This window comes from Adhaeribacter swui (assembly GCF_014217805.1).
GTDB lineage: Bacteria > Bacteroidota > Bacteroidia > Cytophagales > Hymenobacteraceae > Adhaeribacter > Adhaeribacter swui.
Map to the genome: position 1 here is coordinate 2,337,291 of NZ_CP055156.1, position 22,044 is coordinate 2,359,334.

18 protein-coding genes and 1 tRNA gene are annotated in these 22,044 nt (G+C 42.7%); 15 read left to right on the top strand and 4 right to left on the bottom strand.

Annotation, left to right across the window (positions count from 1 at the left end; translation table 11 throughout):
• Nucleotides 1–6: 6 nt before the first annotated feature.
• The 14 genes from HUW51_RS10220 (at nucleotide 7) to HUW51_RS10285 (ending at nucleotide 15,685) form a co-directional block, all read left to right on the top strand.
• Complete coding sequence (locus HUW51_RS10220) at nucleotides 7–990, top strand: aldo/keto reductase (RefSeq protein ID WP_185273937.1); 984 nt, start codon at nucleotides 7–9, stop codon at nucleotides 988–990.
• A gap of 70 nt (nucleotides 991–1,060) precedes the next feature.
• Nucleotides 1,061–1,516: a cupin domain-containing protein gene (locus HUW51_RS10225; RefSeq protein WP_185273938.1), complete on the top strand. Its 456-nt coding sequence runs from the start codon at nucleotides 1,061–1,063 to the stop codon at nucleotides 1,514–1,516.
• 92 nt (nucleotides 1,517–1,608) lie between these two features.
• Nucleotides 1,609–2,097 carry a nuclear transport factor 2 family protein gene (locus HUW51_RS10230; RefSeq protein ID WP_185273939.1) on the top strand — a complete coding sequence of 163 codons (489 nt, stop codon included), beginning with the start codon at nucleotides 1,609–1,611 and terminating at the stop codon, nucleotides 2,095–2,097.
• Between the two features lie 9 nt (nucleotides 2,098–2,106).
• Complete coding sequence (locus HUW51_RS10235) at nucleotides 2,107–2,724, top strand: flavodoxin family protein (RefSeq protein ID WP_185273940.1); 618 nt, start codon at nucleotides 2,107–2,109, stop codon at nucleotides 2,722–2,724.
• 39 nt (nucleotides 2,725–2,763) lie between these two features.
• Nucleotides 2,764–3,204, top strand: coding sequence for a putative quinol monooxygenase (locus tag HUW51_RS10240; protein ID WP_228466991.1), 441 nt, complete (start codon nucleotides 2,764–2,766; stop codon nucleotides 3,202–3,204).
• 63 nt (nucleotides 3,205–3,267) lie between these two features.
• Nucleotides 3,268–4,002, top strand: a complete 735-nt coding sequence (locus tag HUW51_RS10245; RefSeq protein WP_185273941.1) for a carboxymuconolactone decarboxylase family protein — start codon at nucleotides 3,268–3,270, stop codon at nucleotides 4,000–4,002.
• Nucleotides 4,003–4,013: 11 nt separating this feature from the next.
• Complete coding sequence (locus HUW51_RS10250) at nucleotides 4,014–4,508, top strand: cupin domain-containing protein (protein WP_185273942.1); 495 nt, start codon at nucleotides 4,014–4,016, stop codon at nucleotides 4,506–4,508.
• Between the two features lie 68 nt (nucleotides 4,509–4,576).
• Entirely contained in the window at nucleotides 4,577–5,044 is a 468-nt protein-coding gene (locus HUW51_RS10255; RefSeq protein WP_185273943.1) for a (2Fe-2S)-binding protein, read from the top strand.
• An 11-nt stretch (nucleotides 5,045–5,055) separates the two neighbouring features.
• Entirely contained in the window at nucleotides 5,056–7,314 is a 2,259-nt protein-coding gene (locus HUW51_RS10260; RefSeq protein ID WP_185273944.1) for a molybdopterin cofactor-binding domain-containing protein, read from the top strand.
• Between the two features lie 30 nt (nucleotides 7,315–7,344).
• On the top strand, nucleotides 7,345–7,551 hold the full coding sequence (locus tag HUW51_RS10265; protein ID WP_185273945.1) for a hypothetical protein: 207 nt from the start codon (nucleotides 7,345–7,347) through the stop codon (nucleotides 7,549–7,551).
• A gap of 474 nt (nucleotides 7,552–8,025) precedes the next feature.
• The gene (locus HUW51_RS10270) at nucleotides 8,026–8,670 is read left to right on the top strand and encodes an NAD(P)-dependent oxidoreductase (RefSeq protein ID WP_185273946.1); all 645 of its coding nucleotides are present in this window, start codon (nucleotides 8,026–8,028) and stop codon (nucleotides 8,668–8,670) included.
• Between the two features lie 497 nt (nucleotides 8,671–9,167).
• A complete protein-coding gene (locus HUW51_RS10275) occupies nucleotides 9,168–13,607 on the top strand; it encodes a T9SS type A sorting domain-containing protein (RefSeq protein WP_185273947.1) in 4,440 nt (1,479 codons plus the stop codon).
• A 449-nt stretch (nucleotides 13,608–14,056) separates the two neighbouring features.
• Nucleotides 14,057–14,665, top strand: a complete 609-nt coding sequence (locus tag HUW51_RS10280; protein WP_185273948.1) for a recombinase family protein — start codon at nucleotides 14,057–14,059, stop codon at nucleotides 14,663–14,665.
• Between the two features lie 78 nt (nucleotides 14,666–14,743).
• Nucleotides 14,744–15,685 carry a hypothetical protein gene (locus HUW51_RS10285; RefSeq protein WP_185273949.1) on the top strand — a complete coding sequence of 314 codons (942 nt, stop codon included), beginning with the start codon at nucleotides 14,744–14,746 and terminating at the stop codon, nucleotides 15,683–15,685.
• Nucleotides 15,686–15,835: 150 nt separating this feature from the next.
• On the opposite strand, the gene HUW51_RS10290 is transcribed toward HUW51_RS10285, so the two are convergent.
• The 4 genes from HUW51_RS10290 to HUW51_RS10305 form a co-directional block, all read right to left on the bottom strand.
• A complete protein-coding gene (locus HUW51_RS10290; protein ID WP_185273950.1) occupies nucleotides 15,836–18,373 on the bottom strand; it encodes a S8 family peptidase in 2,538 nt (845 codons plus the stop codon).
• Nucleotides 18,374–19,351, bottom strand: a complete 978-nt coding sequence (locus HUW51_RS10295; protein WP_185273951.1) for an AAA family ATPase — start codon at nucleotides 19,349–19,351, stop codon at nucleotides 18,374–18,376.
• Between the two features lie 392 nt (nucleotides 19,352–19,743).
• Nucleotides 19,744–19,817 (bottom strand) — tRNA-Arg (locus tag HUW51_RS10300).
• Nucleotides 19,818–19,882: 65 nt separating this feature from the next.
• A complete protein-coding gene (locus tag HUW51_RS10305; protein ID WP_228466992.1) occupies nucleotides 19,883–20,548 on the bottom strand; it encodes a TVP38/TMEM64 family protein in 666 nt (221 codons plus the stop codon).
• 268 nt (nucleotides 20,549–20,816) lie between these two features.
• On the opposite strand from HUW51_RS10305, the gene HUW51_RS10310 reads away from it, so the two are divergent.
• Nucleotides 20,817–21,956: a cystathionine gamma-synthase gene (locus HUW51_RS10310; protein ID WP_185273953.1), complete on the top strand. Its 1,140-nt coding sequence runs from the start codon at nucleotides 20,817–20,819 to the stop codon at nucleotides 21,954–21,956.
• The last annotated feature ends 88 nt before the right edge of the window (nucleotides 21,957–22,044 follow it).

Genomic DNA, 22,044 nt, shown 5'->3' on the forward strand with positions numbered 1-22,044 from the left:
ATGCATATGCAAAAAAGAGAATTAGGAAACAGCGGTTTAGAAGTATCAGCTTTAGGTTTGGGCTGCATGGGATTGAGCTTTGGTTTAGGCCCCACCATAGATAAAGCAGAAGGCATTAAGCTAATTCAAGCCGCCTTTGAACGGGGTGCTACCTTCTTTGACACAGCAGAAGCATACGGTCCGTTCACCAACGAAGAACTGCTGGGCGAAGCTATAGCTCCATTCCGAAATCAGGTAGTTCTTGCTACCAAGTTTGGTTTTAAAGAAGGGAATCCACCCTTAGGGGCAGATAGTCGGCCGGAGAACATTAGAGCCGTAGCGGAAGCCGCCCTCAAGCGCCTGAAAACAGATTTTATCGACTTGTTTTATCAGCATCGGGTAGATCCTAATGTTCCGATTGAAGAAGTTGCTGGCGCGGTCAAAGATTTGATTCAGGAAGGAAAAGTAAAACACTTTGGCTTGTCGGAAGCAGGCGTTAATACCATTCGTCGGGCGCATGCGGTGCAGCCAGTAACAGCTTTGCAAAGTGAATACTCTCTTTGGTGGCGGGAGCCGGAAGCAGAAATACTACCTACCTTAGAAGAGTTGGGGATTGGTTTTGTTCCCTTTAGCCCGCTAGGTAAAGGTTTCCTAACCGGTAAGATTGACGAAAACACGACCTTTGACAAAACCGATTTTCGCAACACAGTTCCTCGCTTTTCGGAAGAGAATCGGAAAGCTAATCAAGCTCTGGTTGCCTTATTAGGCGATCTAGCGCGGGAGCAGCAGGCAACGTCTGCTCAAATAGCCTTAGCCTGGTTGCTGGCCCAGAAGCCCTGGATTGTTCCCATTCCGGGTACCACCAAAATACACCGGTTAGAGGAAAATCTTGGTTCAGTTGAGATCAAGCTTAGTAGTGCTGATCTGAAAGAAATTGACCGGGCACTTTCAAAGATTGAAGTGCAGGGCATGCGGTATTCGGAACAAGCGCAAAAGATGATTGATCGCTAGGACTTTACCAATTCTTAAATGGGGTAGTTTAAGCGTCGAAAATTCAAATAACTAAGAGATATAGCTAAAAATGAAACAGATTTTGTATTTCATCCTATTATTATCAAGTATCCTTTCTACGGAGGTAGTGGCGCAAAATGCTTCAATTTTTCCAAAAGGTGAAAAGTCTCCCAATGTTCATCACGTAGGGAATGTCTGGCTAAACGAATTAAGCGCACCCGATAGTACTTTTAATTACGGTATTGCAGTAGCCACTATGGAGCGCGGGGCTAGGTTATATTGGCATAAACATCCCGGCGGACAAATTCTACTGATTACCGATGGTATTGGTTATTATCAGGAAAGAGGAAAGCCGAAGCAAACTGTTCGAAAAGGCGAGGTAATTAAATGTCAACCGGATGTAGAACATTGGCACGGGGCAACCTCTAACTCTGGTGTTACCTACCTGGCCACCAGTCCTGCACAAAAAGGAAGAACCATCTGGTTAGAAAAGGTTACGGATGAAGAATACTCCGGAAGTAAGTAAACCGGAATAAAAGCTTTGCTAACCTAAAAACCATGGATTCAATCAAGATACAAAGGAGAGTTAAGTTTAATCTTAAACTTGTAAATAGGAACATGAAGTTAAAAATTATCGGACTATTTTCATTCATCCTGCTGGTACAATGGTCCTGCTCCTCAACTAAAAATACAAGCACTTCAAATACAAAAATGCAACATTCAGATCAGGAAATACTCGACCTTTCTAAGCAGAAATGGCAATGGATGGCCGACAAACGGGTGGATACTTTGGCCGACCTTTTTCATGAAAAATCTATGTTTGTGCACATGGGAGGAAGTTGGGGCAAAGAAAGAGAACTTGAGGTTATCAAATCCGGAAACATCTGGTACAAAAAAGCTGATGTTTACTCCGCTTCCGTGAATTTTATCGGTAATACTGCCATCCTGTTAAATGAAATTGACTTAGTAGCAGTAGTGGGCGGAAACGAAGTTGTCAATCCTTTTATGGTTACAGAGGTCTATGTTAAAGAAAACGGCCAGTGGCAAATGGGATCACTCACTTTTTCCAGGCTAACTAGATCCGTTAAAAATAATCATCAGAAATAAACAAGTTCTATGACGCACCTGCTGTTGGCCGTATGTCTTTGGTTTTCCGCTTGTTCTTCATCCGAGAGAGATAACTTGAATGTAGAAACCGATACTACTATACAGCCGGAAAAAGTATTGATTGTGTATTTGTCTCGCACCAATAATACTAAAGCCATAGCAGAAATCATTCATAAGCAGGTAGGGGGAACATTGGTAGCGTTGGAATTAGAAATGCCTTATCCGAAGGATTATAAAACAACGGTTGATCAGGTGGCTAATGAAAATGCTACTGGTTTCTTACCGCCTTTAAAAACTAAAATAAACAGCATTGAAAATTATGAGGTGGTATTTGTTGGTTTTCCTACTTGGGGAATGCAGTTACCACCTCCCATGAAGAGTTTTCTAAAGCAATATAATCTGAGCGGCAAAACTATTGTGCCATTTAATACCAACGCGGGCTACGGAACTGGGAGCAGTTTTGAAACAGTAAAGGCACTGTGTCCTAATAGCAGAGTCTTGGATGGTTTTACTACTAAAGGCGGAGTGGAAAGAGACGGAATTTATTTTGTGATGGAAGGAGAAAAAGCCAATAAAGTAGAAAATGAGATAAAATCGTGGCTGCAAAAAATATTACAAATTAAATAATTACATCAGAAAATAAACCAAGTTTTAAACGAGCCTAAAATGGACAGTCAAAACTCGAATAGGAAGGTCAAAAATTCTATAGTACTCTTTATATTTTTTATTTTACATTCTGTCTTGGTCAGTTATAGAGCATCGGCGCAGCAAAAGGATATGATGGTTCGTATTTCAGAAATAGAAATAGATCCATCTTATCTAGAAGAATATAAGGTTATATTGAAAGAGGAAGCGGCTGCATCGGTAAAAAAAGAACCGGGGGTATTATCCATTTTCCCCATGTTTCAAAAGGAAAACCCTACTCAGATAAGAATTTTGGAAATATATGCCAGTAAATCAGCTTACGAGCAACACCTTAAAACGCTGCATTTCCAAAAATACAAAACCACAACGCTTAAAATGGTAAAATCATTAAAGTTGATTGATATGGAAGCTTTGGATGTGGCCACTATGCCGTTAATTTTTGGGAAAATTAAAAATAAATAATCTGTTTAATCAGAGCTACTCTCCCAGTTAAATTAAGTTTAAATGCCATTACTGAACTCTCTTATGCAAGAAATTAAATCATGTTTACTGCTTATTGTTTTACTACTATGTTTTTCAAGTACCATGCTGGCTCAAAATAATGCAGGTGAAAATCAAAATTTAACACCCAGGCAGCAACATATTGTAACGATTTCTGCCTTTACTGCGAAAGGAGACCTTACTCGATTGAGCTCAGCTTTGCATAAGGCACTTGATGCAGGCCTTACCGTTAATGAAGCGAAGGAAGTGCTGGTTCATTTGTATGCCTATTGTGGCTTTCCCCGGAGCTTACAAGGAATCAACACCTTAATGGCGGTGCTAGATGCCAGAAAAGCAAAAGGTATAACGGATAAAATTGGGAAAGAAGCAACCCCAATACAAAATAACGGAAGCAAATACGAGCGGGGAAAGAAAGTATTGGAAACCTTGAGGGGTAAACCCGAAAATGGACCCAAAACCGGTTATGCTGCCTTTAGCCCCGAAATAGAAGTATTCTTAAAGGAGCATTTGTTTGCCGATATTTTTGAACGTGATATTTTGAATTATGCCGACCGGGAAATTACTACTATATCTGCCCTGATCAACCTAGGAGGAGTGGAACCAATGATGCAAAGTCATATGAGCATAGCTTTGAACCTTGGTCTGACTGAATCGCAGTTAATGCAAATACTTTCCCTGATTGAGGAAAATGGTGGAACGAAAGAAGCAGAAGTTGGTAAACAGGTTCTTTCCGCCCTAATAAAATCAATAAAGAAGTAAAAGGTATAAACATGAAACATCCTGCAAAAAAAATCACTTTCTTCTTTGCTGTTTTCGTCTTTTTAAGTTTTCATGCTCAGGCACAAAAAAATAAGAATACTTCTGTTAATCAAGCCTCTATCTTTGCAAAAGGCGAAAAAATTACCAACAGTAATTTCGTAGGTAACGCCTGGCTACAGCCACTGGTGGTCAGTGATAGTCTAAATCCAACGGCAGTGGGTAATGTTACTTTTGAACCAGGTGCCCGAACTAAATGGCATTTACATCCTGCCGGGCAGATTTTGCTCGCCACTGGCGGAATAGGCTATTATCAGGAAAAGGGTAGTCCAAAAAGGATCCTGCGGAAAGGAGAGGTGGTAAAGTGTCCGCCGAATGTGGCGCATTGGCACGGGGCCAGTCCAGATCAGGAATTTATTCAAATTGCTATCACTAGCTCGCACAAAGGGGCCACGGTGTGGCTGGAGCCGGTAACCGATGAGGAATATCACGCTAAGGTAAAGCCGTAAGGAAGCTTCATATTAGGATAGTATATTATTACCTTGTATATTATTGTAAACCTTTAAAATACAAAGCTATGGCTGCATTTAGCTTAAAAGTTAATGGAAAAACCCAGCAGGTCGATGTGGATCCAGCCACTCCCATGTTATGGGTGCTGCGGGACCATTTGGACCTGGTTGGTACCAAATATGGTTGCGGTATTGCGCAATGCGGGGCCTGCACTATTCATCTAGGTGAGATAGCCGTGCGCTCCTGCCAACTCCCCGTGTCGGCGGTAGGTGAACAGGCCATTACCACCATCGAGGGGCTTTCGGAAAAAGGGGATCACCCGGTACAACAAGCCTGGCTGGAGCACGATGTGGCGCAGTGCGGCTACTGTCAGGCCGGGCAAATTATGAACGCCTCGGCTTTGTTAAAAAGCAATCCCAATCCTTCGGACGAAGAGATCGAGACTACCATGAACGGCAATATCTGCCGCTGTGCCACTTATCTGCGTATCAAAGCAGCCATCAAAACGGCTGCTAAATCAACGGCAAAATCCTAATTTATTTATCTATGGAAAGCGTAAAAAAAACGATCAACCGGAGAGATTTCTTAAAGGCTTCGGCTCTGGCGGGCGGCGGATTGATGCTTAGTTTTAGCTGGCTGGCCGGCTGCAAACCTACTACGGAAGAAGTGTCGAAACTGCCAAAAGAATGGTTTGAGCTCAACAGTTACATTAAAATCGGAGATAATGGATTGGTTACTCTGATGGCTCCCAACCCGGAGTTTGGTTCCAATGTGAAGACTTCTCTACCGATGATGCTGGCCGAAGAGTTGGATATCGATTGGAAGAATGTGAAGGTAGAGCAAGCGGACTTCTTTCCGGAGCGGTTTGATCGCCAGTTTACCGGGGGCAGCCTGGCTATGCAGATGGCCTGGAAACCTTTACGCACCGCGGGAGCTACCGCTCGGCACATGTTGATTCAAGCCGCTGCCCAAACCTGGAAAGTACCGGTTAGTGAGATTACCACCAAGGACGGCGTATTACACCATAAGGGCAGTGGCAAGGAAGCGGGTTACGGAGAAATGGCTTCTCAAGCCGCTAAGTTGGAAGTGCCGAAAGAAGTGCCTTTGAAAAAAGTAGGTGATTTCAAAATCATTGGTAACTCGAAGCGAAACGTAGAAGGGATGAATATTGTAACGGGTAAACCCTTGTTTACCCTGGATTACAAGCAAGACGGCATGCTGATTGCCATGATTGCGCATCCGCCGGCTTTCGGTCAAAAAGTAAAATCAGTAGATGCTACATCCGTGAAATCCATGCCCGGCATCAAGGATGTATTTACAATTAAAACCCTCTCGGACGATTACGAAAGAAACAGCTTTGATACGACCAGTTTCACGGAGATGATCGTGTTGGTGGGCAATTCTACCTGGGAAGTAATGAACGCCAAGAAGGCTTTAAAAGCCGAATGGGAAAAATCACCGGAGTCTACCGTAACCGTAGCCGGATGGGGAGGGGGGAAACAAAGCGTCAGAATCCCAGCGGGCCTGGAAAGCACCGAAGGGCATCAGGCTCAGATGGCAGAAATGGCCAAGAAACCGGGCAAAGCGCTCCGGAGAGATGGTAACCCGGAGCAAGTATTTAAAACTGCCAAAAAAGTCATTGAGCGCACGTATACGGCTCCTTTTCTGGCGCACAATGCCATGGAACCGGTTAATTGTTTTGCGCACGTTACTGCCGATAAAGCCGTAATCGTTGCTCCTATTCAAGCACCCGAGTTAATATCGCAAACCTTGGCGGCCCGGCTAGGCTTGCCCAAAGATAAAATTCACATTAAACTGGCCCGGATGGGCGGCGGCTTTGGTCAAAGAGCTTACGGACACCATTTAGTGGAGGCCGCGGTTATCTCCCAGAAATTGCAAGCTCCTGTCAAACTGGTGTACACCCGGGAAGATGATATGACTTATGGCATATACCGGCCGGCATATACAGCCACGTATAAAGCCGCTTTGGATGAAAATAACAATTTAATTGCCTATCAGGTCAAGGCCGGTGGAATTCCGGAAAGTCCTCTGGGCTTTGCCCAAAATCGCTTCCCGGCTGGTGCCGTGGACAACTACTTAGCCGAAGAATGGATGATAGACTCCAACATAACTATTGGCGCCTTCCGGGCTCCTCGGTCCAATTTCCTGGGGGCCGTGGAACAGTCCTTCTTGGATGAAGTAGCGGAACTGGCCGGTAAGGATCCCATTGAATTTCGGTTGGAATTGTTGGAAAGGGCCAAGAATAAACCCGTGGGCAAGGAGAACGATTATAACCCGGAACGGTATGCCGGGGTTCTGAAATTAGTGCGCGACAAGTCCAACTGGAAACAAACTAAGAACGGCGTTTACCGGGGTGTTTCGGCTTATTTTTGTCATAATACCTACGTGGCTCAGGTTATTGATTTAACCATGCAGGAAAACAAACCTGTAGTGGAGAAAGTCTATGCGGCCGTTGACTGCGGCGTGGTGGTGAACCCGGATGCGGCCACCAATATGAGTGAAGGAGGCATTATAGACGGCATTGGCAATGCCTTGTATGGCGAAATGACTTTTCAGGCGGGAGTGCCTCAGAAGAACAATTTCCACACCTACCGTATGATCCGGCACAGTGAAGCGCCCAAAGCGATTGAAGTTCATTTTGTTAAAAATCAGGAGGATCCAACTGGATTAGGGGAACCTTTGTTCCCACCTATTTTTGCAGCCCTGGCTAACGCGTTGTACAAAGCAACGGGGCAACGGGAATATACCCAACCTTTTCTACAGGGTAAAAAGCAACTGGTATAAGGTTACCCATCATCAAAATTAGAAAACAATATGAAAAAGATCTTAGTAGCCATTACTCTAGCAGTTGTTTTTACCTGCTGCGGAAAAGGGCAGGAGAGTGGTTCTGCTGATTCCAACAGCACGACAGAAGAAAACAGCACTACTCCTCCAACAACAGCTGATTCCTCTAATCCAGTAGGAGTCATGATGAGTGATACTTCTACAGCGATAGCTGACAGCCTGAATAGTCAGAAATAATTTGTATTTCCAATAATGTAGCATTCTAAATTGTCAAGAAATAGATTGATGAAAAATCTCAGGAAACGACCATTTCTCTGAGAATGCAAAGTCTTGTTTTACATAACAAGACTTATAAGACTTGGCTGGCCGAGTAGGAGAGGAGTTAACGAATGTACGAGAACCAAGGAAATCTAGGCCCATTATTACTGCTCATTGGAAGTATTAGAAAACGGCCGTTGGGAGTCTTCACCATTTACTACTTTAAGAAATTAGGATAACTGCTGCCTAAAGGAAGTTTACCTTTTGGGGCAAAAGCTGATTGCTGCCAAAGCCTTATTCATTCGAAACTTTCCCGTATATTTCGTCTATTAAAGTCTCTTTATAAAATATGGATCTCCTCTGCAGTAGAAACCCTAGGCTTCTGCTGCCTTCGGTTTTTCTCATGAAAGAACGCGAAGCAAAAGGCTATTATCAAATTTTATAAAGAAGAGAATGGAAATAATAAAAAAGATTGCCGTCATCGGCGGTACGGGTAAATCCGGAACATACCTGGTCCAAGAACTTGTAGACCAAGGCATTCCGATTAAAGTTCTAATTAGGAATCGGGAAAGATTTCCCGTTCAAAGTCCCTTAGTGGAGGTTGTTACAGGTGATGTAACCGTTTATGAAGATCTTCAAGCTTTAATAGCCGGCACTCAGGCGGTAATTAGTGCCCTAGGCTTGGGTGTCCCGGCCAGTGAACCAACTATATTCAGCCAGGCCACCAAGAATATAATCAGGGCCATGCAGCAATACCAGGTATGCCGTTATATTGTATTGACCGGATTGCAGGTGGATGCTCCTTGGGATAAAAAAGGCTTGCAGACAAAAGCGGCAACCGATTGGATGTACGCTAACTTTCCTCGGTCAACAGCTGATCGGCAGCGGGAGTACCAACTACTATCGGCTAGCCCTATTGATTGGACTTTAGTGAGGTTGCCCCTGATTGCGCAAACAAATGGAAGGCATAAAGTAAAAACAAGTCTGGAGGACTGCCCAGGGGATCAGATAAGTGCCGCGGATTTGGCCAGCTTTCTCGTGGAGCAATTAACAGACAACACTTATATTAAAAAGTCCCCCTTTATTGCTAACATTTAAACTCTGAAGGGTGAGCCTATATTCAGGCTCACCGTTTTTTTTCTAGCTTTCCTCTAAAAGATTTGGATGTTCTATGAAGTTATATATGTAAAGTACAAAACAAAAAGCCTTGTTTATGCCTTGATTACAGTGTATAGCAGCCTTTTATCTCATAACTAATTATATGTTAAATAGGAGCGGATTTCTAGCTTTTGTACAATCAAAGGGTCATGATTAATTAGGAGCAAAATAATTAATCAAATAAGTAAATATACCAAAGTTTAGGTATTGCACCTGTAGGTAGATATCCTTAATTTTAGCAAATAAATACCAATCTCCAGATGAAAACCAATTAGTTTACTTCTCTGCTCTCTCATTTCCTAAACTTATTACCCTACAACCTTCCAATGAAAAAACATTTTACTCCTTTTTTAAATTTGAGTTCATTACGAACTCCAGCAGATAACTGCTGGCATCTATGCATTATTTTGCTGATCATTTTCTCTTTTATAACAAGCTTGGCTTCGGCCCAAACTGTACTTTGGGATAAAACCTATGGTGGCAACCGTTCGGATTATCTAAGTTCGCTGCAGCAAACCCGCGACGGGGGTTATATTGCCTGGGGAACAACAGAATCCGGTAAAAGCGGCGACAAAACGGAAATTAGTCGGGATACCAATAAAGATTCTCCGGATCATGGTGATTACTGGCTCCTCAAATTAAGGGCTGATGGGACAAAAGCATGGGACAAAACCATTGGTGGCCGGGGCACCGAACGGCTGACCACTGTTCTGCCTACCAGTGATGGGGGTTATATTCTAGCCGGTACCTCTAATTCCGGAGTTGGAGGCGACAAATCGCAGCCTAGCCTGGATGAGTCAAGTCTGCCTTATTATTCTAAGAGTGACATCTGGCTGGTAAAATTAAACGCTGATGGCAGCAAAGCCTGGGATAAAACGCTGGGCAGTAAAGTAGCGGAAAATGTATCGGCATTCGAGCAATTAGCCGACGGTAGTTACATTCTGTCAAGTGTTATAATCAATGAAGGCGATAATTATAACATTATAAAATTAAATGCTAAAGGCGAAGTAATTAAGACCAAATCCATACGAGGTTTATGGTTTAGGTCCATCGAGGCAACTCGTGATGGTGGCTTTGTTTTAGGGGGCACCATTCAGCGAAATGGTGATGGTTACAATGATTTTCTGCTAACTAAATGGGATACCAATTTGAACCAAGAATGGAGTAAAACATATGGCGGAGATCGGGATGATGAACTGGTGAAAGTACAACCAACCAGCGATGGCGGGTACATTCTAGGGGGTACATCTTACTCTCCCATCAGCGGCGACAAAACCCAGGCGAGTAGAGGATTCACAGACTATTGGGTCGTAAAAGTAAAAGCGGATGGCACAAAGGTTTGGGACACCACCGTAGGTGGCAGCGAAGGCGAAGATTTAAAATCCATTCAACAAACCAAGGATGGCGGTTATATTTTGGCGGGAACCTCCATATCCAATAAGAGCGGCGAAAAATCGGAAGACAATACGCTACTAGAACGTCCCGATGGAGTACCTGATTATTGGCTTGTTAAATTAAGTTCCGATGGTTCTTTTTTCTCCGATAAAACCATTGGCGGAGGTGGTTATGAATATTGTTCTGCAGTGCAACAAACCACGGATGGAAATTTTATTATCGGCGGTACTTCCAGTTCGCCTATAAGCGGAAATAAAAGTCAAAATTCCCGGGGAAGAGAAGATTTCTGGATTGTAAAATTAAAAAATGATTTTCTCCGCAACCAGGATATTACTTTTAAACCTATTGTAAACAAAGAAATAAATGATCCGGCCTTTGCCCTTACAGCAAAAGCCAGTTCTGGCTTACCAGTTACCTTTGAAGTTTTGTCGGGTCCGGCCCGCCTCAATGGCAATAAGGTAACCGTTGCTGGCGCTGGTACCGTGCGGGTGGCCGCTATTCAGGCTGGTAACGGTAGCTATAAACCTTATTCAACCACCCAAAGTTTTGAAGTAACTCTTACGGGCAAACAACAGCAAATGCGGTTTGGCGGCAGCCAGATGGATACACTTACCACCCTGATAGCTACGGCCGATGGCGGATATCTACTAGGTGGAGTTTCTGATTCACCGATTACTGGCGATAAAAGCCAAGGCAGTAAAGGCGATACCGATTTTTGGGTGGTAAAAACTGATAAAAACGGTAGAAAAATCTGGGATAAAACTTTTGGTGGCAATACTCCCGATCGATTAATGGCCATGGTAGCTACTGCGGATGGAGGCTATTTACTCGGGGGAAAATCTGCCTCGGCTAAGTCCGGTGATAAAAGTCAGGAGAGTAAAGGCAAAACCGATTATTGGATAATAAAGATTGATAATAATGGCCATAAGCTGTGGGACCAAACATACGGCGGCAGCCAGGACGATATTCTGGCCAGTATAGTGGCTACCCCCGACGGAGGCTATTTACTGGGCGGCACTTCAGTCTCGGGTCAAAGCGGCGATAAAAGCCAACCTACCCGGGATCTAATCAACAACAAATATTACTCAGGAGATTATTGGGTGCTTAAAATCGATGGTAAAGGTCAGAAAATATGGGATAAGACCTACGGTGGCACTAGGGTAGATCGTCTGTCTAGCATTCTAGCAGTACCCGAAGGTGGATATTTAGTAGGCGGTTATTCCGGTTCGGGCATCTCCGGCGAAAAAAGCCAGGAAGTACGGGCCATTGTAGATTATTGGGTTGTACGGATTAATGAACAAGGCGCCAAAATATGGGACCAAACATACGGGGGCATCAAAGGCTTAGCACTGTATGATTGGTACATTGATGTGGGGGAATCCAGATTGAGCACGATGGTAAATACCCCCGACGGCGGCTTCTTGTTAGGGGGTTCATCCAGTGCTTTCGTGGGTGCCGAAAAAACGGAAGGCAGAATCAACAGTCCGGATGAAGTTTATAGTGATGAAGCATTTAATAATTGGGTCTTAAAGATTGACCGCAACGGCAAAAAAGTATGGGATAAGATTTATGGCAAAGCAGAATCTTACTTAAGTACCCTGATTCGTTTACCGGAAGGCGGTTATCTACTGGCGGGCACGGCCAATATTGTATTAAAGGATTATCAAATCATAAAAATAGAGGAACAAGGCAAAGTAGTAGAAGAGCGTGTCCTTGGAGGCTTTGACAACGACCTGCTAGCGACCGCTATTCGCATCACTTCAGGTGATATTTTACTAGCAGGTACCTCTTTTTCCGGCCTTGGAGCCGACAAAAACACAGAAAGCCGCGGTAAAGCTGATTTCTGGGCGGTACAGGTAAGCGCCAATAAAGTACCGGAACCATTAGCCGCCTCCTGGGACAAAACCTATGGTGGTGGTGGCGACGATAAAATAATAGATGTAATTAAAACCAGCGATGGTGGTTACTTCAGTTTGGGCTACTCCAATTCTTCATTAGACAATGGTGATATTTCCGGCTTGCGACCGGGGCAATTGGGCACGAACTTCTGGGTTGTTAAGAGCGATCGGAATGGTAAAAAGCTTTGGACTAAAATTTTGGGCGGTGCCAAGGATGATACGCCCAGTCGGGTTATTCAGACCCAGGATGGGGGTTACTTGCTGGCCGGCTCGTCACTGTCAGATGTTGGGTTTGATAAAAGCCAAAGTAACCGCGGCAACCGCGACTTCTGGATTGTAAAAGTTGATGCGCAGGGCAATAAACAATGGGATAAACGTTACGGCGGTACCGGCGACGATGAGCTTACCAAAGTCATGCAGTTACCCTCCGGCAAATACATCCTGGCGGGTACCAGCAGCTCTCCGGCTAACGGTGAAAAAAGCCAGGGTAGCCAAGGCGGCTCGGATTATTGGTTGTTAAAAGTAAGCTCCACCGGCACGAAGCTCTGGGACAAACGTTACGGTGGCAGCAACAACGAAGTCTTACGCAGCTTTGCCTTTACCCAAGACGGTGGCTTTTTACTGGTAGGCAGTTCCTTGTCGGGGATTAGTGGCGACAAGAGCCAGCCCAGCCGGGGGAGCACTGATTTCTGGGTAGTGAAAACCGGCCAACAAGGCGAACTCCTCTGGGAGAAAACTTACGGGGGCAACGGCAAAGACGATGCTTATTCGGTGCTGCGCCAGGGGCCGGAGTTTTTTATTTCCGGCACCAGCAACTCGGCAGCTAACGGCGAGAAAAGCCAGCCTAGCCAGGGCGGGGAAGATTACTGGGTAATCAAGATTGGAGCTACCGGGCAAAAATTGTGGGATAAGCGCTTTGGGGGTAGTAAAAACGATCAGTTACGGGCTAGTACCCGCCTGAAAGATGGCAGCCTGATATTGGCGGGCACCTCCTTTTCGGAAGCAGATGGCGATAAAACGCAGACCAGCCGGGGCGAGAGTGATTATTGGGTTGTACAAGTAGATGCGCAAGGAAATAAAGTGTACGATAAACGTTTTGGAGGTAGCCGCTCCGAAGAACTACGATCTATTCTGCAAACCAGTGACGGTGGTTTATTGCTAGGCGGCTGGTCCAGTTCGGCTGTAAGCGGCGAGCAAAGTAACTACAAATTATTTTATGACAGAAGTGCTGATTACTGGTTAGTGAAAGTGGCACCCGAGGTACCTTCTAGTGCCGTAACGACAAGCCAGCAGGCAACCGCGGGGGAAGCTCCGCTCATTGGAGCGAAACAATTAACGACTTATCCCAATCCGTTTCAGGAAAAGGTAAGCATCCGCTTTTGCTTACCCGAAACCCAACCGGCTACCCTGCGCATCGTAGATGGGCAAGGGAAAGTAATAGCTACTTTGTTCCAGGCAGAAGCGCAAGCAAACCAAGTTTACCAGTTGGAATGGCAAGCGGGCAAACAGGAAGCCGGTTTGTATTTCTTGCAACTGCAAACCTCGGTGGGGCAAAGCACGCATAAACTACTCCGGAGTAGGTAACCTTAATTTGTTTGAAGTACAAAATCCGGATAGCACTCCTTGTACTGTCCGGATTTTACTTTTTTTATCTGGAAACACGTTGACCAAATTTATCTCAGAAAACGATCTAATAAAGAGATAGAACAAACCTTCAAGAAATTAAATGTTTTTAGTGGAATATTCATCGTACAAAGCCATCTCACTAATCAAAATAATTTTCGCCTTTGTGAGACGGGATTTTTGAGATAAGACCAAAGTAGTTTTACCCAAGTAACGGACTAAAAATTATTAACTAAAATCAGTTACTGATGCGTCCAGTAACAGAGGAGCAGATAATGGGCACTGTGTAAAAAAACGAGGGTTTTTCTACACAGTGCCCAATACATGGAAAGTGTATCAAAACATTGTTTATATTACCATGTATTTTTTCTAAATGTATTTTAACTTCTTGTGATAAATTGTTTACACAAATGACTAAAATTGGTTATGCCCGAGTCTCGACTCTAGAACAAAACTTAGATTTACAGCTAGATGCGTTGAAGAGCGAAGGCTGCAAAAAAATTTTCACCGATAAAATTTCGGGTGTAAAAACCAATAAGCCTCACTTTGAAAAGATGCTCGACTATGCCCGGCCTGGAGACACAATTGTGGTTTGGAAGCTTGACCGCTTAGGTAGAAGTACAGTGCAGTTAATTCAGTTAGTAGAGGAACTCAAGAAACGGGAAGTAAATTTGAAATCTTTGAATGAATCCATTGATACGTGCAGTGCTACGGGGAATCTCTTCTTTCAGTTTATATGTATTCTGGCCGAGCATGAACGAAATATTATTCGGGAAAGAACTCGAGCTGGCTTGGATTCCGCTCGGGCAAGAGGAAGAACAGGAGGGAGACCTTCTGGTTTAAATGAGCGCTACAAAAGAATTGCGCCTGAAGTGAAGGAAGTGTACGAGAAGAATGTAAGGAGTACCGAAGAAATCCGCAGTATGTTCCACATTAAAAGCCAACCCACTCTATACAAGATTCTAGAGTTTGCGGGCGTGGATGTAAAAAGATTTATAAAAAAAAGGAATGCTCATTAAGTTATTAATCAACTTTTTATAAGTTGACCATCAAGGGTTAATAGCCAAAATTTTATTCATAAAACAAAAAGTATAAATATGGAAGCAAATCCAGTTCAAGCTGCATTAGATGAATTATTAAAACTTGTTTATGAAGAAGAGTTAAAGGGCGCACACCTTCGAAATAACATGATTAATATGATAGCCAAAAAGCATGGAATTCATTTTAATGCCTTATTAGATAGAATGGAGGCTGAAGAAGTACTCGAGGCATCTAATAAATATACATTTTTAAGACTTCTTGATAAAGGAAGACGTGTACAAGAACAAGGTGGTTATTTAGCTTGGCTAAGTAAAGAAGAACATAATGGGAAAAATAATAAGGTAACTAATCTTGATCGGTTTTTTCAAGTTTTACAGTATTTGGCTGACCATAGCCAAAGGTTTTTACATGTATCAGACATTCTCAATGAACTTTCTATTGCTGATCATAATAATGAATTAGCAAATGCTATAGATATCAAACTCACGCGTAGCAATTTGGTATTTGCAACAGAAGAAAGTGGTGTGAAAATAAACGAAAATGGATTACAGCTACTTTATGATCACAAATTTGATTTATCCCCGAAAAGCTCATTAGGTTCTTTTAATAATTCGGGTGTCATCAATTACAATTCACCTAATTCATCTTCAAACCAAAATTTATCCTACTTGAACAATAAAATACATAATCAAGGCGACGGTAACTTTATTAACACCGGAAATAATTCTAGTATAAATAATAAGGTAAACATAGAAAAAAACAATTTTGATGTACTTCGTAAGCTACTTGCAGAAAATCATTTAGCTTCTTTCGATATTGATGAATTACAGAACATTATTGATGAACAACCAGATGCCGAGAGAAGATTGTTTGGCCCTAAGGTTAATAGTTGGATTCAAAAAATGTTGAATAAATCATTAGACGGTTCATGGCAAGTAGGAATCGGAACAGCAGGTACATTACTTGCTGAAGCACTTACAAAATACTATGGAATATAGTATGTGTAAAAATATTATAAAACTTCATAGTCTATCTTTAAGATAAAAAGTACTAGTTTATAATTTTTGTATGTTTGTAGGCAATCACGCGGCTTATGCACCCTCAAATACCTAAACGATAAAGGTTATGACTCGCATCTAGTGATCATTTCACGTCGAAACGATATTTTCTATGTAATTATAAACTGGCGTGTATAAGTCAACGTCAGTAATTGGTGTTTCTACTGAAATGATTAAGCTATATCGCACTATAGAATTAACCTTGTTCATTTTCTTGCGAGTTTTATACCAACCGCCTTTTGGGTAAACAGCGATGACATTCCTCCTAGCCATATCTGCACCTGACATAGTAATAAAATCTTTCGAGACTGAGCCGCGTGATCTTACCTTTTTGATAATCCAAGGTTCACCACTCCCATCATGTTCTTCGTTCATAGATTCTTCTGCAGCAGATACACGTCGTTTAAAATTATCAAGTGATTCGTTAGCCTTTATGACCGCGAAGTCCAAGGAATGGGAATGGTAATGATAGGTATTCGCATAGCTTTTGTTCCTAGAACCTGGGTTTGGTTCTATGAAGTAAGAGAGAGTTACCTTCAAGGTAACATCCTGATCATAAAGTTGATCTCCTAGGATATCGGCAGGCCACGGCAGCGTAAAGAGATGATAATCTTTATATTTTGCGTTAGAACCATTTGGTTGGTATGGTTGAATAAACCTCTCGGCGATCAACGTCAAACTATTATTTGCGCTGAACATCGCCTTCTCCTTGTTTGGTACCCCATAGCCAACAGAGCGAAGTAGGGTTCTCATATTTGATTCTCGGAAGTTTGCTATTGGTCGGCCTCCAAGCATTGCATCAGTCCATTCCGCAGAGTGGACCATGAGGCCTCTGATTGTTTCTGGCCAATAGTTAGGATAAGCAGTGCGAAGCTCTGCTGCCATCTTTGCTGCCAACGCTGCTGCACCACTGGTATCACCAAATGGCTTGAATAGATCATGAGGAAAGTCCTTATCTGCAGTTAAAACCTTAAGGCATGCGTGATCAGCTGTGAATATACCATTAGTGGAAATATTGCCGCCTTCCATAACGATGTCAGGTTTGATTGGCCATTGGTGTTCCCAAGTGGTCGATGTAGAATTACTAGGCGCCATCGCACCATTCTGCGCTAAGGGTGCCCAACCTGCATGTAAAGATTGATCTACCCTGTCTTTTCTTGTGTAAGACCCTACAGTTAAACAATTATACGCTTGTGCAGGGTCATGAACAGACTCTAAATAGTTCTTTGACGGATGATCTTCTAGGTTATTGATTTCCACATTTCCCCCGCTCACAATTAGCAACTGAGCATCGGGATTATCTAGATCATAAACAGAACCGAATGCAATTTTATCAACCGCTGAAGACCATGCTGACGGTCGTCCCCTAAAGGCAAAATCTTTCGCGGTAACAGTCATGCAAAACACCCGCAAATTATCAGGTCTATCTATGAAAGTCGCAGTGCAAGCGTATTCAGTGATAGGACCATAAAACTCTGGTGCATTAGGATCATTTGTTTCAATTATTTTAAATGATTCCAAGCCATGTGCTATTTGAATACGGTGAGGGCTTGCAAGAGCATCCACTAAATCACCGTATAACGCTAAACCTGCTACTCCTGTACCATGTCCACCGCTTGCACCACTATCATAAGTACTCCAATCTTCTGGTTTGTAGGAATGAAGATGAGGGTCTGGTAAAAATGGAGCTATCAATGGATGATTGTTGTTCACACCACTATCTAGAAGGCAGATTAGCACACTATTTCTATCAATTCTGGGGTCTACTCTAGCAATCAGATCATCAAGCCATTCGACATGGTCTTCATGGGTGGATTCGTCGTGTGTTAGAAAGTCCGCAATCTCCTGGGGCTTCCGCAACTCTGCTAAATTATCTAGCAACATTAAGGATTTTGAGAGCTGGAGAGCTGTTCCGCGGATTAATCGGACTTTGTGTTCTGGGAAAATCAATTCGGTCATCCCAATCTCAACACCGAAGCCTTTTAAATTTTGTAGGACGCGACCAATACTAGCATCATCATCTTCCTTCCTTCGGAACCATGCCTCCCACCAAGTTACAGTATCCTCGCTTGGGAAAGGTATCTCTGGACCATCAGTCCAGAAAGATTTGAGGGTAGCTGCCTGGATCCTCCGAATATTATTTAGAAGGTCGCCGTTTTTAGGCTTTCCTGTATCCTGTCCTAATTTGTTTTTAGTATTTTCAGTAAGATATTCCTCTGCTTTGTGAATGAATTTACTGATTCCTCCTTCAGTCATCATTACTGCAACATGGTACCGCTCCTGTTGTTCACCTTGGATCTCCCGCACTTCCTCCTTGATGTTCATTATAGCATATTGAGGCTGATCTCTATTTTGCTCAAGACTCTCAAATTTTAAAGGATAGCCCCATTCGGACGTGAACTCTACATAGACTGCATCATCACGAACTATGCCTTCGGGTAAATCTTCTAGCCTATTCTGTAAAAGCTGATTTCGGACGGTTTCTAACTGAGTTTTTATACGCGTGCCGTGAGTTGTTCTGTCCTGAAACTTAACGTTTGAGGCAATCACAACAATACGTGGATACTCATAATTCAACCCTTCCGCAAAGCCTTCTAGGCGAATATGTGATTTCTGATTGCTGGCCATTTAGTATTTACGCCTTGAAAGTGCTTGGCGCAGAATATTAAGCTCCAAATTTTCTTTCCCGCTTAGGATCATCTCTTTAATGGTCTCCTCACAAGCCTTTACAATAGCAGAATAATTAAGCCCTTCTGCCAGTTCCGCTAGTTGTTTATGGTTTACCTTGGTAGAAAAAGAATACCCGCGTGTACTTTTCTTTATGATGGCCGTTACCTGATCTTTTTCGGGAAGTGGATAATGGATGATGTCGTCGAATCGTCTAAACAGTGCTTTGTCTAATGCGTCGGGCAAGTTGGTAGCTGCTACAATGATGCTGTTGCTCTGATCTTTCTCAATGTTTATAAGGAAGCTGTTCAACACCCGTTTGACCTCACCCACGTCCTGTCCTTGGTCTCTGTGAGAACCAATAGAATCAAATTCATCAAAGAGGTATACCGCACGGTGATCTTGCATGGCATCGAAGATCATGCGCAGTTTGGCGATAGACTCACCCATGAACTTTGACATCAAGCCATCCAATCGTATAATATAAACTGCTATACCCAATTCACCAGCGATGGCTTGAGCTGTCATTGTTTTACCCGTGCCAGGCGCACCAGTGAGAAGAAGTTTCCTACGCGGGTGAAGATTATGTTTCCTGAGGATCTCCCATTTGCTCTGCTCATTCACCAGTTTTTCAAGAGATTGCTTCACTGTTGGGTCGAGCACCATATCACCTAATTTAATCTTAGGTTGGAACACATCTATCAGCTCATTAAGCTCACGTTTGGGAGTAGATATGGAGATTGTCTTACCATGGCCAATATTTGAGAGAGACCGCTCTTTACGCACTTTCTCGATAAGGGATTTTAGCTCATGGGCTATATTGGAGTGCCCCTGTCTAGATTCGGACGCGGCGATCTGCATAGCGATTGAAAAGAACCGTGCCTCATCTGCATCACCAAAAGATTCAATAAGAGACTTGATGTGATCTGCCGCTGCCATGGTATAAATTAAACCGTGAATATATTGATAATGTTCACCGATTACTGTACTAAATTCGTTTTAGTACAAAATTGTTATTTAATAAAATGAATATTTACGCCTTCCTAATTCGCCATGCTTCAAACAATTTTTTGAGAAATATCTGATGTGGATTTTAACTTCTTCAAAAAATGGAACTATTAAAAGGTAAAAATTACAATGAAAGCTAAGTAATGATTATGTTAATGTTGTCTTATTTTATTTAAGCTAACATAAATTATAAAGCTAATTTGAATAATAATTTATTAAAAATTATTTACTTAAAAAAATATTATCTAAAGAACTGTTTTGCACCCAAAACTGCACCCAAATAAATAAAAAAGCCCTTAAATGTTAATTTAAGGGCTTTTAAGTGGTCGCGTAGGGAGTCGAACCCCAAACCTTCTGATTCGTAGTCAGATGCTCTATCCAGTTGAGCTACGTGACCATCTCTGTTTTGAGAGTGCAAAGATACATAAACCATTTGCTTTTACGCAAGTTTCTGGTAAACTTTTATTGATTATTTTGGGTAACTTTTTTTTCTAATGTCTTTTTTAAAGCGCGGTTAAAAAGAAAATACAAACCTAATAAAGAAATTAATACCAACAATATTACTAAAATACGACCATAGGAGCCAGTGTCTGGGTTTTGTAACAAGGCGATAATGTCCTGAGCTTGAGTGCCTAGCCAAAAAAAGAATAAGGTGCGGGGAAGCATGCCCACAATGCTGGCCAGAAAGAATTTACGTTTATCTACCTTCATCATGGCTAACACAAAAGTCATTAGGGCAAAAGGCAGAACGGGAGAAATCCGGGTTAAAATAATCAAGCTCCAGCTTTGATTTTTCAGCTCTTCCATAATAGCTGCCGCTTTTTCAAAATGGCTGATAAACCGGATTAACTTGCCATGGTCAATAACCTGCGCCAAACCATAGCCAATCAAAGAAGCAATGCCATACGAAACCACAACTCCCGGAAACCCACTCCAGTTTAGATAAAAGCCGGTTATTAAGGCCACAAATGTAGTGGGAGTAATAGCAAAAGCCATGGTAAAGGACACTACTAAGAAGTAGAGCGCCATTTGCCCCCAGGTTAATTGCTGCAAAATGTGCTGGTACTGATACAATACTACGGCTAAAGTAGAGCTGATAAGTACTGGCCCTACTGCCAGTAAGGCCATTGAGATAAAAGTGCCAAGATTTTTTTGAAAAAGCTGTTTAAACATTAACGGGTTTCGGGTTAGGGGTTGCAAGTTACATGTTGCATTTAAAAAACAGGGATGAACAATCACTTACTTTCGGCAAACAAGTAGCTGGTAATAGACTTTGTTGGAAAATACGCTTGTAAATTGGCAGGGCCAAAATCGTGTACCTTAACTTGAATTGGTAATTTGTAACATTTAACTAACAAAACCTGTAACTTGCAACCTGTAACCTGTAACTGATTATATGAAATTCGGCACTAAAACCATACATGCGGGGGTTCATCCCGATCCAAGTACCGGCGCTATTATGACGCCTATTTTTCAAACTTCTACTTATGTGCAAAAATCGCCCGGCGATCATAAAGGCTACGAGTATTCGCGCACTCATAATCCAACGCGTACGCAATTGCAAAATGCTTTGGCTGCCCTGGAAAACGGAAAGCATGGTTTGTGTTTTGCTACCGGCATGGCCGCCATTGATGCGCTGATTAAATTACTTAACCCCGGCGACGAAGTTATTGCTACGAACGATTTATACGGAGGGAGCTACCGGATATTTACAAAGATCTTCCAAAAATACGGTTTAAAGTTTCACTTTATTTCGATGAGTGAAGCCGCCAATATTGAAAAATACATTAATCAAAACACCAAATTAATCTGGGTAGAAACTCCCACTAACCCTCTTTTAAATATTATTGATATTGCGGCAGCAGCCGAAATTGCCAAAAAACACAACATTTTGCTGGGCGTAGATAACACATTTGCTACGCCGTATCTGCAAACGCCTTTGGATTTAGGCGCTGATATAGTAATGCACTCCTTAACCAAGTACATGGGTGGCCACTCCGATGTGGTAATGGGTGCCTTAATCGTAAACGACGATGATCTGGCGCAGCAGCTCACTTTTATTCAAAATGCCTCGGGGGCAACGCCTGGGCCGCAGGATTGCTTTTTATTGCTGCGGGGCTTAAAAACTTTACACGTGCGCATGCAGCGCCATTGCGAAAATGGCAGAGCAGTGGCCGAATTTTTAAAAAATCACCCAAAAGTAGAAAAAGTTTACTGGCCCGGATTTGCCGATCACAACAACCATGCAATAGCGCAAAAACAAATGCGTGATTTTGGCGGGATGATCTCGTTTGTGTTAAAAGGCGACGATATGCAGGATGCTATCCGTACCCTGGAGAAGTTCCATTACTTCTCGCTGGCCGAGTCGCTGGGTGGGGTAGAATCACTTTGTGGCCACCCGGCCAGCATGACCCACGCCAGCATTCCACGCGAAGAACGTTTAAAAGGTGGCCTCAGCGATTCTTTAATCCGTTTGAGTGTAGGCATTGAAGATATAGATGATTTACTAGCCGATTTAGAGCAAGCGTTGAGTTAGATTTTAGATGCTAGATATTAGACACTAGATTCTTGATAATTAAAAAAGCCAGCTATAAGCTGGCTTTTTTAATTATCAAGAATCTAGT

Excerpts from the sequence above, each read along its gene's own strand:
- HUW51_RS10220 (WP_185273937.1), top strand. The coding sequence starts at position 7 with ATGCAAAAAAGAGAATTAGGAAACAGCGGTTTAGAAGTATCAGCTTTA.
- HUW51_RS10225 (WP_185273938.1), top strand. The coding sequence starts at position 1,061 with ATGAAACAGATTTTGTATTTCATCCTATTATTATCAAGTATCCTTTCT.
- HUW51_RS10230 (WP_185273939.1), top strand. The coding sequence starts at position 1,609 with ATGAAGTTAAAAATTATCGGACTATTTTCATTCATCCTGCTGGTACAA.
- HUW51_RS10235 (WP_185273940.1), top strand. The coding sequence starts at position 2,107 with ATGACGCACCTGCTGTTGGCCGTATGTCTTTGGTTTTCCGCTTGTTCT.
- HUW51_RS10240 (WP_228466991.1), top strand. The coding sequence starts at position 2,764 with ATGGACAGTCAAAACTCGAATAGGAAGGTCAAAAATTCTATAGTACTC.
- HUW51_RS10245 (WP_185273941.1), top strand. The coding sequence starts at position 3,268 with ATGCAAGAAATTAAATCATGTTTACTGCTTATTGTTTTACTACTATGT.
- HUW51_RS10250 (WP_185273942.1), top strand. The coding sequence starts at position 4,014 with ATGAAACATCCTGCAAAAAAAATCACTTTCTTCTTTGCTGTTTTCGTC.
- HUW51_RS10255 (WP_185273943.1), top strand. The coding sequence starts at position 4,577 with ATGGCTGCATTTAGCTTAAAAGTTAATGGAAAAACCCAGCAGGTCGAT.
- HUW51_RS10260 (WP_185273944.1), top strand. The coding sequence starts at position 5,056 with ATGGAAAGCGTAAAAAAAACGATCAACCGGAGAGATTTCTTAAAGGCT.
- HUW51_RS10265 (WP_185273945.1), top strand. The coding sequence starts at position 7,345 with ATGAAAAAGATCTTAGTAGCCATTACTCTAGCAGTTGTTTTTACCTGC.
- HUW51_RS10270 (WP_185273946.1), top strand. The coding sequence starts at position 8,026 with ATGGAAATAATAAAAAAGATTGCCGTCATCGGCGGTACGGGTAAATCC.
- HUW51_RS10280 (WP_185273948.1), top strand. The coding sequence starts at position 14,057 with ATGACTAAAATTGGTTATGCCCGAGTCTCGACTCTAGAACAAAACTTA.
- HUW51_RS10285 (WP_185273949.1), top strand. The coding sequence starts at position 14,744 with ATGGAAGCAAATCCAGTTCAAGCTGCATTAGATGAATTATTAAAACTT.
- HUW51_RS10290 (WP_185273950.1), bottom strand. The coding sequence starts at position 18,373 with ATGGCCAGCAATCAGAAATCACATATTCGCCTAGAAGGCTTTGCGGAA.
- HUW51_RS10295 (WP_185273951.1), bottom strand. The coding sequence starts at position 19,351 with ATGGCAGCGGCAGATCACATCAAGTCTCTTATTGAATCTTTTGGTGAT.
- HUW51_RS10305 (WP_228466992.1), bottom strand. The coding sequence starts at position 20,548 with ATGGCCTTACTGGCAGTAGGGCCAGTACTTATCAGCTCTACTTTAGCC.
- HUW51_RS10310 (WP_185273953.1), top strand. The coding sequence starts at position 20,817 with ATGAAATTCGGCACTAAAACCATACATGCGGGGGTTCATCCCGATCCA.